The following is a 12930-nucleotide window of genomic DNA, read 5'->3' as shown; positions in this document are numbered from 1 at the left end:
TTAAGCAAGCCCTGGAGGGCGAGGCACCAACTTCGCTGGAGCGATGAATCCTCTGTGGCCGGTGATATGGCGAGTTGACTTACCCTTGCGCGGCCGTCGTGCTGGCTTTCTTGGCAGTCTCTCGCTGGACGATGTCCAGTTCCCGCAACAGCCTGTCCAGTCTGAGCCCCTGCGGGGGCAGGCTCTCCATGCCGCTGACCTTGCGGTTCATGTCGTCACACCATTTGGTCAGATCAGCGATGCCATACTTGGATGCGTCCGCGAAGAAGATCGCCTTGTCGTTCTGATCCGGGACTCCATCCCAGCGCAGCTTAAGCCCCAAAAAATTTCTTTCGTTGTGGAACTGTGAGTGCTTCACGTCGAATCCGGCCAGGAAGCTCAAGGGTTCCCCCATCATATCCGTTGGGTCCACAAGCTGGAAGAAAAGAATGACGTACACTCCTGCGAACTTTTCCACACCCATGGGCTGTGATCCTCTGAAGGAAAGGCACAGTCCGGTGGAGGAGATGTCTTCGATACGGGGCTCGGGAGGCTTTCCCTGGAGCATCTTGGGCTCGCCCAGGTTTCGTAAGTGGACGCGTCCCATCTCGTTTCTGCGCCTGAACCACACTGCCAGTTCAAGAACAATGGTTTCGTCCACTTCGACTCGAAAGGTCGTCCGGTAATCGCTGTCGTCCATTACGCCTCCTATCGGGGGCCATCGGGAATCTGGACAGTCACCTGCCCGCGCATTCCTTCCTTAAGAAAGAGGTCGGGATTGGGCAAGGACAGTTCAACCTCGAAATGAGAAGGCAATTGAACATCAGTTTGATTGGCGGTCATGGGAATACGGATGATGGAGGCCTCGAAGCTCTTTTCGGGCAGGGTGTCGAATACGACCTTGGCCTTGTCCCCCACCCGCAGCTTGGACAGCTGAATCTCATGCACGAGCGCACGAATGAGTATGGGGTCCATGGAACCAACGACGAACAGCTTGGTCTTTTTTGAGAGGATGATGCCAGGCTTCACTTCAGGGTTCGCCCAAAGGACATAACCGGCCACCGGTGTGGTGATCCAGGAAACCCCGGGTATATGGTGTTGCGTTGTCTTGGCCCCGAATTTAGCCTTGGCAAGGTCCAGCTCCCCCTTGGCCATCTCCTTTTCGAAACGGAGGTTCTCGTCGAGCATGCGCTCCTTGAGCTTGGCGAGTTCCAGATCCTTTGTCATGTCGCTGACTTCCTGGTCGGACGCCGAGCCCCGGCTATGGCGCAAGCGCGCTTCCTCAAGTTTCTTGCGCTTTGAGGTGACATCGGCACGAACGCTTTCAGCTGAAGCTTCAAGGGATCTGATTTCGGCCTGGGATACCTTGCGCCGCTCAGAGAGCAGATCCTCGGGAGGGAAGGCGTATTCCAGTAGCCGCTGGTCGAGGTCCACTTTATGGCCTATGTCGGCCATCATCTTGGTGACCTTCATCCTGCCTGTAAACGGTTTGACAGGTGGTTCAGCATCTTCGCCCCGCTTCTGTTTCACTTCCTTGGCCATGGCGTCGAAGACCTTGAGCTCCTCGGGAGTTGCGTGAGGACTCAGTACTTCCATGTGGTTGGGGCTGTATGTCTTGCCGACGAAGGTTATCTCCTCGGCCCAGGCGAAAGTGCAGGAAGAGGCGGCCAGGATCAGGGCCGCCAGACAGGGTAACAAGCGCATCCAACCTCCAGGCGGGCAGAGGCCCGCAGCGATGGAGGCCATGTAGCCTAAAATTCCCCGGCAGGCAAAGCGGGCGTGCGTTGCGTTCCTGTTGCCGAGGATTTTTCTTTGGGGTATTTGTTGCATCCCGGAAAAGCGGTGCCGTTCACCGACGGATTTCTACCGTTCACCGGCCCAAGAAAACCGCTTATGAGGAGGGGAAGTTGGACTTCCGGTTGCCTGGGCACCAAACCCCGCCCTGTCGGGACTTTCAGGTTACTTGACCAAGGAATTTCAATTCCTTAAGAGTTCGCTCTACGCTCTTAGTCCAGGTCATACCTGATACCTGCCGGCCGGGGGGTCGGAGAGTCTTCAACTCTCAAAAGGGAGGAGTTCGCACAGCTAATCAACGTATCGAGGCGAGGTAATTGACTCGACACAACCTAACGTGAGGTGAATATGGACATCTTGGTTTTCACGACCGTGGTGCTCCCGTTCCTGGCGGCAATTGCCCTGTTGCTGCTTCGGGACAAGGGCTCCAGAAGCTTGGTCGTGGTCGGAGCGGCGGTGGTTCTGGCCGCTGCTTCCCTGGCCCTGGTCGGGCAAGGATCGTTCGAGTACTCCCCAAAAAGCCTGCTGGGAATCAGTCTTGACGGGCTCATCATGCTGCTCGACTTCGCTCTGCTCATCGTCATCCTGATAATGGCAGTGACGAAACTCAAGAGCACTCTGGTGGCCGCCTTGACGGCCGCTCAGGTCGTCGGGCTCGTCTATCTGGAATTCTTCATGGGCCACGGCCCGGCGATAGCTGCTCCCGCCATGTTCGCGGACAAGCTCTCGCTGATCATGGTTCTGGTGATCTCCATCGTCGGCTCGCTTATCTGCGTGTACGCCCTGGGCTACATGCCCGAGCACGAGGAACACCTGCACTTGGCCAAGTCCAAGCAGCCCCGGTTCTTCTTCTTCCTGGTGGCCTTCCTGGGCGCCATGAACGGCCTGGTGCTGGCGAACAATCTGCTGTGGCTCTACTTCTTCTGGGAAGTCACCACGTTCTGCTCCTTCATGCTCATCGCGCATGACGGCGACGAGACCTCGGTGAAGAACGCCACCCGCGCCCTGTGGATGAACATGACCGGCGGCGTGGCCTTCGTGTTCGCTCTGATCTTCATGCAAAAGTCCGGCGTGGGCCTGTACCTGTCCGAGCTTTTGAAGCCCGGCTTCTCGGCTGCCGGCGCGGCTGCCGTGATCCCGCTGTTCATGCTCTGCTACGCGGGCATCACCAAGAGCGCCCAGGTGCCGTTCCAGAGCTGGCTCACCGGCGCCATGGTCGCACCGACCCCGGTCTCCGCGTTGCTGCACTCCTCCACCATGGTCAAGGCCGGCGTCTATCTGGTGCTGCGCCTGTCTCCCGCTTACTCGGGCACCATGCTCTCGGGCATGCTGGCCATGTTTGGGGCTTTCACCTTCCTGACCACCTCGGCCTTGGCCGTCGGACAGTCCAACGCCAAGAAGGTGTTGGCTTATTCGACCATCGCCAACCTAGGGCTCATCATCGCCTGCGCGGGCATCAACACCCCGGCGGCCATCACCGCAGCCATCGTGATCATCATCTTCCACGCGGTGTCCAAGGCCCTCATGTTCCTGTGCGTGGGCACCATCGAGCAGAAGATCCACTCCCGCGACTTGGAAGACATGCGCGGGCTGTACATGACCATGCCCAAGACCACCATCGTGGCCCTGATCGGCGTGGTCACCATGCTGCTGCCTCCCTTCGGCGTGCTGCTCGGCAAGTGGATGGCCATCGAAAGCGCCGCTGCCGTGAAGTACATGCCCGTGACCATCATGCTGGCCCTTGGTTCCGGCCTTACCGTGATGTTCTGGGCCAGGTGGGCTGGCATCCTGCTCTCCACCCCGTATCCCAAGGACGTTCCGGCCGAGCCCCAGCCCTCCACGGTGCGTGCTCCTCTGGTTCTCCTGGCCTACGGCGCGGTCCTGTTGTCCTTGTTCGTGCCCTTCCTCTACGGCGGACTCATTGAGCCTGCCGTAAGAAGCTCGCACAAGGCCGCCGGCTACATCATGGATTCTTTGAACTTCGTCAGCGCCCAGGGCATATTCTACATATATCCCCTGTTTTTGGTGCTGGGCGTAGGTTTCTACCTGGCCTGGAAGGCTGCCCGCAAGGTTAACCCGGCCGAATGCGTCGGCCCCTACCTGTGTGGCGCTCAGGCCACGGACGACAACAAGGCCTTTGTGAGCACCGGCCGCGCCAACGTCGGCTATCAGGCCGGCAACTTCTATCTGTCCTGGATCTTCGGAGAGGATCGCCTGAGCGGGCCCATCAACATGGTGTCCGGCGTCCTGCTCGCTGTCATGCTGGGACTCTTGCTGGGAGGGGTGATCTAATGGGTAAGCTCCTGCTCGCAACCATCGCCGTGATCCTGGCCCCGGTCATAGGCGGCCTTGTGGCCGGTCTTGACCGCAAATGCACCGCCTGGCTGCAGTCGCGCGTCGGTCCTCCGATCCTGCAGCCCTTCTACGACGTATTCAAACTGCTGGGCAAATCGCCCATGATGATGAACCCCTGGCAGATCCTCACCGTGTGGGTCTACCTGGTGAGTTCCATGTTGACCGTGTTCTTGTTCTTCCTCGGTTCAGACCTTCTGCTCATGTTCTTCGTGCTGACAATCGGCGCCGTGTTCTTCGTCATGGGCGCCTTGTCCACCCAGTCGCCCTACGCCCAGGTGGGCGCCCAGCGCGAACTGGTGACCATGCTCACCTACGAACCGCTGATTATCCTGGTGTTCGTGTCCATCGCCATGGTCACGGGCAGCTTCAAGGTGTCCGAGGTGTTCACGTACGGCAAGCCGCTCTTGTATCAGCTGCCGCTCATGTTCGTGGTCCTGGGCTATGCGCTGACCATCAAGCTGCGCAAGTCGCCCTTCGACATCTCCGCCTGCCACCATGCCCACCAGGAAATCGTGCGCGGCGTGCTCACGGAGTATTCCGGCCCGCAGCTGGCTCTTATCGAGATCGCCCACTGGTACGACGTGGTCTTCGTCCTGGGACTGTGCGCCCTGTTCTGGGCCACCAGCTTCTGGGGTTGCGCGATCCTGCTTGTGGTGACCTACTTTGCTGAGTTGGTCATCGACAACGTCACCGCGCGCATGACCTACAAGTGGATGCTCAAGACAGTGTGGGGTTGGGGCCTGGCCCTGTCGGTCCTGAACCTGCTCTGGCTTTACGCCGGCTAATCCTTCTTATCGGGAGAACAACCCATGAGCATGCTCAAAGACTGGATCAACAAGGGCCGGCTGAAGTCCCCTTGGATAGTCCATTTCGATTGCGGCTCCTGCAACGGCTGCGACATCGAGGTGCTGGCCTGCCTGACGCCCATCTATGATGTCGAGCGTTTCGGAATCATAAACATCGGCGATCCCAAGCACGCCGACGTGCTGCTGGTTACGGGCACCGTGAACCACCGCAACAAGCACGTGCTGAAAAACATCTACGACCAGATGCCCTCCCCCAAGGCGGTTATCGCCATGGGCGCCTGCGGCCTCTCCGGCGGCGTGTTCCGCGAGGCCTACAACGTGGTGGGCGGCGTGGACAAGGTGATTCCCGTGGACGTGTACGTCCGGGGGTGCCCGCCCAAACCCGAGGCCATCATCGACGGCGTTGTCCATGCCCTGGGCAAGGTCAAGGCCGCGCTGGAAGCCGCTGGCTAAACATAACTTCACGAGGTATCCCAGATGCTTGCCAATGAACAAGCCATTACGGTGGACACCTTGATCCCCGAGTGCCAGAAGCGCTTCGACGCGGGGCTGCGCCTGGTGGGCGTCACTGCCGTGGAGATCAAGCAAGACAGCACCTTCGACGTGCTCTACCACTTCGACAAAGACCTTGAGGTCTCGCATATCCGCTTGAACGTGCCCAAGGAAGCCCCGGTGCCTTCAGTCTCCGGTGTCTACTTCCCGGCGCTTCTCTACGAGAACGAGATCAAGGACCAGTTCGGAGTCAACTTCCAGAACATCCTCATCGACTTCGGCTGCACCCTGTACCTGGAACCCGAGGTGGTGAAGAGTCCGTTCTGCACCTTCACCTTTGCCCGCAAAGAAAAGGGCAAAGAGGAGGCCTAGACCATGCGTACCATACTGCCATTCGGTCCCCAGCACCCGGTGCTGCCCGAGCCCATCCACCTGAAGCTGGTGGTGGAAGATGAAACGGTCGTCGAGGCCCTGCCCAACCTGGGCTACGTGCACCGCGGCCTGGAGAAGCTCACCGACATCCGCGACTACAACCAGATGGTCAACATCGTGGAACGCGTGTGCGGCATCTGCTCCTGCATCCATTCGCTCAACTACTGCGAAGCCGTGGAAAAACTCCTCGGTCTCGAAGTTCCCCAGCGCGCGCATTTCTTGCGCGTGATGTGGGGCGAGATCCACCGCATCCATTCCCACCTTCTGTGGCTGGGCCTGTTCGCGGACGGTTTCGGCTTCGAGTCGCTGTTCATGCAGTTCTGGCGCATCCGTGAGCGCGCCATGGACCTCATGGAAGCCACCGCAGGCAACCGCGTGGTCATCTCCACCAACATCGTGGGCGGCGTCCGCAAGGACATCACTCCCGAACAGAAGGCCTGGATCCTTGCCGAGACCGACAAGATCGAGAAGGAAGTCCGCGCTCTGGAGAAGACCATCCTTGACGACTACACGGTCAAGAAGCGCTGCTGCGGCAAGGGCGTGCTCACAAAAGAACAGGCTCACCAGCTGGGCGCCGTCGGCCCCATGCTGCGTGGCTCCGGATGGGCCCAGGACGTGCGCCAGACCGGCTACGCCGCCTACGGGCAGCTCGATTTCGAGCCCGTGGTGGAATACGACGGCGACTCCTACGCCCGTTCCAAGGTCCGCTTCCGCGAGGTCTACGCCGCCGCCGACCTGATCCGTCAGTGTCTGGCCAAGCTGCCCGAGGGCGAGATCAACACCAAGGTGAAAGGCAAGCCCGAGGGCGAAGTCTGGCACCGGGTTGAGCAGCCCCGGGGCGAGCTTTTCTACTACATCAAGGGCAACGGTTCGAAAAACCTGGAGCGCGTGCGCATCCGCACTCCAACATTCGCCAACATTCCGCCGCTCCTGGCCGTTCTGCCCGGATGCGAGCTGGCGGACGTGCCCGTCATCGTGCTGTCCATCGACCCGTGCATTTCCTGCACGGAGCGTTAAGAGGAGCCGCCGCATGTTCGAGATGACTAAAAACGTACTGCAAAACCTGATGGGGAAATCCTCCACCAGGCTCTATCCCTTCGCCAAACGCGAGACGTTCGAGCGGTTCCGGGGCACCCTGGATATCGACGTGGACGAGTGCATCTTCTGCGGCACCTGTGCCAAGAAGTGCCCTAGCCAGTGCATCGAGGTGGACATCAAGGGCCGCACCTGGACCTGCGATTCCTTCGCCTGCGTGTACTGCTCAAACTGCGTGGAGGCCTGCCCCACCCAGTGCATGACCATGAGCAACGTCACCAAGCCGCCCGCGTATGAAAAGGACGTCATCTTCTACAAGGGCAAGCCCAAGGAGCCCAAGGAGAAGAAGGCCAAAGCCGCCAAGGACGAAAAGCCCGCAGGCTAAGCTTGGCACCTGCACGCACTAACGCGCCGGCCCGGATCATCCGGGCCGGCGTTTTTGTTGAAAGAGGCGGAATTCAGCGGGAAGCGGTGCGGAGCGTCTACGGGACTTATTTAAGAGACTTCAGCGAGCTGAGTGCTTCGGGATTTCGTGGATCATAGCTCAGCATGATCCTCCAGCCGCGAACAGCTTCCTCCTTGCGGCCTTGGGCCAAGTCCCGCTCGGCCTGGCGCCCCAGTTCAAACAAAAGATCGAACCGGGCCTGTTCGCAAGCAGGGTCCAAGGCCAGGGCCTGCCGCCAGGCGTTCAATGCCAGTCCTGAAAACCCCATTTTAAGGTAGACTTCGCCCGCCAGAACCAAGGCGCGCACCCCTCTGGGGTTGAGCTCCAGGGATCGTTCCAGTTCCATGCGGGCGTTGGCAGGCAAACCCATCCGGGAGAAGGTGTCCCCCAAGGCCAGGTGCAGGTCGGAGTCTTCCCCGGCAAGGGATTGGGCCTTGGAGAGGAAGGCGACCGCCTGGGCGGTATTGTTCTGGGCCAACAGACAGGCCGCAACTCCCAGGTTGGCCCATCCATTTGGCGGGTCCAGTTTCAAAACGTGACGATAGGAGGCCTCGGCGTCAGCGAGTTTCCCTCCAGTAAGGAGGATGTGCCCTTTCCAGAGGAGGGCCAGCAGATTGCCCGGATCAAGCCGGAGTACCTCGCCCAGTTCTCCCAGGGCTTTCTCAAGCTGGCCTGAAGCGGCGTCGATCTGGGCCAGGCGGACCCGCGCGAAAGCGTTCTGGGGATCCAGGCCCAGGGTCTCCTGAACGGCGCGCCTGGCGGCTTCGAGATTACCCTTGGCCTGCCATTCCTGGGCCGTGAACAGCAGGTTCATCTCGTCCTGTTCGGCGCGGGCAGGGGAGGCTGAAACGAAGAGAAAGGCAAGCAGGGAGATGGCTATGGCCTGTGTCATGAACGGCATGTCCTTTTGAAGGCGGAGAGGGAATCGAGCCCCTCTATGTAGTCCTGGGTCATGGCGTTCAATTGTGGAATGTTGCGGGAGAACACCCCGGTCATGACCGGGTCCCGGAAACGGTGCATGCTGCGGGTTACGCGGGAGCAAAAGCCTCTGCGGGGTTTGTGTTCTCCGCCCATGCCAGGATCGAAGTAGCTCAAGCGGTTGGCGATGGCCCATTCTATGGGAGTATAATAGCACAGTTCGAAATGAAGAAAGGGTATGTCCTCGGACGCGCCCCAGTAGCGTCCGTAGAGCTTGTCAGCGCCGTGAACCAGAAGGGCCAGGCCCACGGGATCTGCGGTGCCCGGTATGAAGGCCGCGCAAAAGGCCAGCCGTTCCCGGAATCCGTCCGCTAGGCCTTCGAAAAAAGTTTGAGGCAGATACTTGCACCCCCATTCCCCGAATTTGTCGTTGGTATCTTCGTAATACCTGTACATGAGGCCAAACCAGGAGTCTGGTATGTCCGCCCCTTGCACGACCTCCACGCGGACCCCCGAGTCACGCAGCAATCTGCGTTCGCGACGTATGTTCTTGCGCTGTCCGGCCCTGAATTCTCCCAGAAAATCCTCGAAGCTGCAAAAACCCTGATTCATCCACATGAACCCCTGGTGCTCCCAGGCCATGAACCCCGCCGCCTCCAGTTCCTCAGCAAAGGAAGGCTCGGCGAACAAGACATGGTGGCTGGAAAGATCGTTGGCCTCGGCAAGACGAGCCATGGACTCAAGCATGACAGGAGACAGGGCGCGGCGGGAAATTCCTGGGTGGGTGAGGAAGGAGTAGTCCGCCACGGGGGTGAACGGACTGACCGCGATCAGCTTCGGGTAGTAGGGACGCTGCAGACGTTCGGCCACCTCGGCCCACATCTGGTCGTAGACGAATTCGCCCCTGCCGTGGCCTTTCAGATAGAGGGGCGCCGCAGCGATCAGTTTCTCCCCATTGTGTACGGCGCAGTGGGCTGGCAGCCAACCGGTCTTAGGGCATACCGCACCGGAATCCTCCAACAGGGCGAGCCATTCCCAGCGCATAAAGGGTCTAGAGTTCCCGGCGAGTAAGTTCCATTCCTCCTGGTTAAGCTGGTGCATGGAGGAAACGAAGGAGATGGTGAGCGTAGCGGATGGTTGGGTCATGGGGATAGCGGCCGGGGCGTTCTTCGCCCCGGCCGCGCTCGAATGCTTACTTGACGTTGGCCCATGCCTCCCCGTTCTTGAGGAAAAGATTGATCTCCACGGCCTTGCAGATGTCCACATCCTTTATGGTGTAGGCCATCTTTTGGCGGACCACGTATTTGAGGTCCCACTTGCAGTCGCCTTCATCGTGGGGAACGGGGATGTTGACCTTCTTTCCGGGCTTGAGCTTCCACTTGTCGAGAATGTTGGGGCCCCATTTCCCGCTTCCGGCCGGGGCCAGATGGATGCGTTTGATCTGCTGGTCGGCGGAGTTGATGAACAGAATGCGCTTCTCGGCGGCAAAGGCCTGGGAAGCCAGGGCAAGGACCAGAATCAGGATGGCGAAAGTTCTACGCATTCATTTCCTCCGTTTGAGATTTAGGCTTCGCCAGTGGGTTGTTCATACAGTTCTTTGGCCCAGTTGAGGGCTTCGCAGTAAGAACTGGCCACTTTGATGGAATCGAGCCCAAGGGAGCGAGTGAGTTCGTCCAATTTGCCCCAGTCACCCGATTCGAAGCATTTGGCCACGTCCAGCCAGTGGCTGTAATCGTTATCCTCGCCCGACAGGGCGGCCTTGACGTCGTCCTCCAAGGGCAGGGATTCCACGAGCTCCCGCATGGGAGTGTCCAACATGGGCTCGAGCAGGGAAAAGAGCCCCATGAGGAACAGTGTTTCGGGAACAACGTCGCTCAGTCCGTGGTTGACTGCGGTGCGTTCCAAGAACTTGGCCCTGATGGAAGACAGATAGGGCAGCTCGGAGGTCTTGTCCGCTGGCATCATGTCCGAGAGGACCACAAGCCAGAGCCAGCTCTTGATCTGGTGCCAACCGAGCATGAGGATGGCGTGCCTGATGGAGCTGACCTTGTAACGCAGCCCGAATGCAAGGGAATTGATGAAGGTGAGCAGTCTGAAGCTTATGGCAACGTCGGACTCGATGTTGCGGGTGAGCTCCTCCAGGTCCATATCGCCCTTTTCCAGGCCCCGGTAAATGTTCAAACGGGTGATCTTGTTTGATGGGAGCTTGCGTCCGGGAACGATCACGGGTTTCTCAAAGAAGAACCCTTGAAAGAGGTTGAAACCAAGCTTCAGGGCCATCTGGAACTGCGCGTCGTCCTCCAGCCGCTTGGCTGCGAGCAAACACTCGCATCCCTCCAACTCCTTGATTGTCGCTTTGAGTTCCGCTTCGTTTTTGTCCAGGAAGTCCACGAACACGATGTCGGCCAGTTCAACCAAGCGTTTGGCGCATTGCCCCTGCACGAAGTGGCTGATGGCCAGGGTGTAGCCCTTGTCCTTGGCTTTTGTCAGGGCGTCTTCATATTCGGGCTCCAGCTCGACCACGGGTTCGATCTCAACCACGGTGGTCTTCGGGGCCAATGTCTCGAGAACCTGGGATGTGATAGACATGCGGGAGAAGTGGATGAAAATCTTCTTGCCGGCTTGGTCCGCTTCCGGAGACGAAAGCAGGGCGCTTGATATCACCGTGAGAGTCGCCAGATCCTTGTCCGAGAAGTTTGCGGACCTGTCCAAGGGACTCTTGCGATAGAGAAGTTCGTAGCCATAGACGTTCTTCTTGCTGTCGAAGACGGGCTGTCTGGCGAAAAAAGTGTCTACGTAAAATTGGCTTCCGGCATCCATTGACATCGGTGGTCTTCCTTATGGTGTTGCCCTGGCTTTTGCGTTCCTAACCCACCTTTTCCCGCGTGTCCATTTTGCATGCCGCCAGAGGGCATCATGGACACGCGGGGCCAAGCGAGTTAGGATTCCTCTTATAAAGGTATTCCGGGGATTTTAGATGAAGGCGCTTCACGAGAAACTCGTCGATTCCGGACTGGTCACCAAGGGAGAGGTGGATCAGGTCCGTCAGATTCAGCGAAAGTCCGGCTGGAAGATCGTCGAGTATCTCATGCATCAGGGTCGGCTCAACGAGAACGAGCTCATCGACTTCATCAGCCGCGAACTCAAGATCGACAAGTTTTCCCCGGAAAAGTACGTCCTGGACAAATCCCTCAAGGATACCCTGCCCGAGGACATGGCCCGCAAGTTCAACCTTGTGCCCATCAAGGTTGAACGCAGCGTGCTCTATGTTGCCACCGCAGATCCGGAAAGCATCAACCGCCTGGACCAGGTAGAACGTGTGGCCATGCTGGAGGTGGAGCCGGTATTCTGTACCAAGGCCGAGCTCGAGGAGCTCATGGCCGGGCAGTACGGCGTGCAGTCCCACCTTGGCGACATGCTGGGAATCATCGACGAGCTCTCGGTACAGTCCGGGGACGAGGCCGAAGAAGGCATAGACCTGGCCGGGGCGCTCCAGAGCGCGGTCCAGGAAGCCCCGGTGGTTCGTCTGGTGAACCAGATTCTGGCCCAGGCCGTCAGGGAGCGCGCCTCGGACATCCATCTTTCCCCCATGAAGAACACCATCCAGATGCGTTACCGCATCGACGGGGAGCTCCGCGAATTTCCCACGCCGCCCAAGTCGGTGTTCCTTACGGTGCTCTCCAGGCTCAAGCTCCTGGCAAACATGGACATAACCATCACGCGCATCCCCCAGGACGGACGTTTTTCCTTCGTGCTCGACGGCAAGGAGATAAACGTGCGCGCCTCCACCCTGCCCACCATCCACGGGGAAAATTTGGTGCTGCGTCTTCTCATGCGTTCCTCCCGGGGCAGCAACATGGACGAACTCGGCGTGAGCGACGAAGACAGGCGCAAGCTGCAAAAGGGCATGGACCGCCCGTTCGGCATGATCCTGGCCACCGGGCCCACCGGGTCAGGCAAGACCACGCTCCTCTACGCTGTTCTTAGGCAATTGGATCAACCCGGGGTGAACATCATCACCCTGGAAGACCCCGTTGAATACCGCATCGAGACCATCCGGCAGGTGCAGCTCAATATCCGGGCAGGCATGACCTTCGCCTCCGGCCTGCGAGCCATCCTGCGTCAGGACCCGGACATCATCATGGTGGGCGAAATCCGCGACGGCGAGACTGCGGGAATTGCCGTGCAGTCCGCGCTCACCGGCCACCAGGTGCTCTCCACTGTGCACACGAACTCCGCCTGCCAGGCCCTGACCAGGCTCATGGAAATGGGTATTGAGCCCTTCCTGGTGGCCTCGACCCTGGCGGTGGTGATCGGGCAGAGGCTGGTGCGGCGCATCTGCCCAAAGTGCAAGGAGCCCTACACCCCTCCCAAGGAACTGGTGTCGGTTTTCGAGATGCAGCACCTGAAGGATGTGGTGTTCATGCGCGGCAAGGGCTGCCCGGATTGCAACGGCCTGGGCTACGCCGGGCGCGTGGGAGTCTACGAGGTGCTCTACGTGGACGATTTGGTGCAGGACCTCATCCTGCGCCAGGCCTCAGCCCGGGAGATCGAGCAGGCCGCTGTGGAGGCCGGTAATTTTTCCACGCTCAAGATGGACGCGCTCTCCAAAGTCGTGGCCGGGCTCACCACCATTGAAGAGGCCGCGAGCATCGCATTCCTGTAGCCTCATCC

At 59.4% G+C, this 12930-nt stretch carries 13 protein-coding genes; 7 read left to right on the top strand and 6 right to left on the bottom strand.

Going from position 1 to position 12930, the window contains the following annotated elements; translation table 11 throughout:
• Positions 1-79 precede the first annotated feature (79 nt).
• Complete coding sequence (locus tag HY795_11195; GenBank protein ID MBI4805788.1) at positions 80-679, bottom strand: hypothetical protein; 600 nt, start codon at positions 677-679, stop codon at positions 80-82.
• A gap of 8 nt (positions 680-687) precedes the next feature.
• Positions 688-1683, bottom strand: coding sequence for an efflux RND transporter periplasmic adaptor subunit (locus tag HY795_11190; GenBank protein MBI4805787.1), 996 nt, complete (start codon positions 1681-1683; stop codon positions 688-690).
• A gap of 438 nt (positions 1684-2121) precedes the next feature.
• On the opposite strand from HY795_11190, the gene HY795_11185 reads away from it, so the two are divergent.
• The 6 genes from HY795_11185 to HY795_11160 are packed head-to-tail and all read left to right on the top strand — an operon-like array spanning position 2122 to position 7278.
• Positions 2122-4065 (top strand): NADH-quinone oxidoreductase subunit L, encoded by a 1944-nt coding sequence (locus tag HY795_11185; protein MBI4805786.1) that lies wholly within the window; start codon positions 2122-2124, stop codon positions 4063-4065.
• Positions 4065-4913 carry an NADH-quinone oxidoreductase subunit H gene (locus HY795_11180; protein MBI4805785.1) on the top strand — a complete coding sequence of 283 codons (849 nt, stop codon included), beginning with the start codon at positions 4065-4067 and terminating at the stop codon, positions 4911-4913. Before HY795_11185 ends, HY795_11180 begins: the two co-directional genes overlap by 1 nt.
• 30 nt (positions 4914-4943) lie before the next feature.
• Positions 4944-5387: an NADH-quinone oxidoreductase subunit B family protein gene (locus HY795_11175; protein MBI4805784.1), complete on the top strand. Its 444-nt coding sequence runs from the start codon at positions 4944-4946 to the stop codon at positions 5385-5387.
• Positions 5388-5411: 24 nt separating this feature from the next.
• Positions 5412-5798, top strand: a complete 387-nt coding sequence (locus HY795_11170) for an NADH-quinone oxidoreductase subunit C (GenBank protein ID MBI4805783.1) — start codon at positions 5412-5414, stop codon at positions 5796-5798.
• A 3-nt stretch (positions 5799-5801) separates the two neighbouring features.
• Positions 5802-6875 carry a nickel-dependent hydrogenase large subunit gene (locus tag HY795_11165; GenBank protein MBI4805782.1) on the top strand — a complete coding sequence of 358 codons (1074 nt, stop codon included), beginning with the start codon at positions 5802-5804 and terminating at the stop codon, positions 6873-6875.
• A gap of 13 nt (positions 6876-6888) precedes the next feature.
• Positions 6889-7278, top strand: a complete 390-nt coding sequence (locus HY795_11160) for a 4Fe-4S binding protein (GenBank protein ID MBI4805781.1) — start codon at positions 6889-6891, stop codon at positions 7276-7278.
• Between the two features lie 106 nt (positions 7279-7384).
• On the opposite strand, the gene HY795_11155 is transcribed toward HY795_11160, so the two are convergent.
• The 4 genes from HY795_11155 to HY795_11140 are packed head-to-tail and all read right to left on the bottom strand — an operon-like array spanning position 7385 to position 11082.
• Positions 7385-8230 (bottom strand): tetratricopeptide repeat protein, encoded by an 846-nt coding sequence (locus HY795_11155; protein ID MBI4805780.1) that lies wholly within the window; start codon positions 8228-8230, stop codon positions 7385-7387.
• Positions 8227-9402, bottom strand: a complete 1176-nt coding sequence (locus tag HY795_11150) for a GNAT family N-acetyltransferase (GenBank protein MBI4805779.1) — start codon at positions 9400-9402, stop codon at positions 8227-8229. The genes HY795_11155 and HY795_11150 overlap by 4 nt, the downstream gene beginning before the upstream one ends.
• Before the next feature lie 46 nt (positions 9403-9448).
• Complete coding sequence (locus HY795_11145) at positions 9449-9799, bottom strand: hypothetical protein (GenBank protein MBI4805778.1); 351 nt, start codon at positions 9797-9799, stop codon at positions 9449-9451.
• A gap of 20 nt (positions 9800-9819) precedes the next feature.
• Entirely contained in the window at positions 9820-11082 is a 1263-nt protein-coding gene (locus HY795_11140) for an HDOD domain-containing protein (GenBank protein ID MBI4805777.1), read from the bottom strand.
• Between the two features lie 151 nt (positions 11083-11233).
• Between HY795_11140 and tadA the strand changes: the two genes are divergently transcribed.
• On the top strand, positions 11234-12922 hold the full coding sequence (gene tadA, locus HY795_11135) for a Flp pilus assembly complex ATPase component TadA (protein ID MBI4805776.1): 1689 nt from the start codon (positions 11234-11236) through the stop codon (positions 12920-12922).
• The last annotated feature ends 8 nt before the right edge of the window (positions 12923-12930 follow it).

It is taken from the genome of Desulfovibrio sp. (assembly GCA_016208105.1).
Taxonomy (GTDB): Bacteria; Desulfobacterota; Desulfovibrionia; order Desulfovibrionales; family Desulfovibrionaceae; genus Fundidesulfovibrio.
Note: the sequence above shows the minus strand (reverse complement) of the source record. Positions and strands in the feature narration are given on the sequence as shown.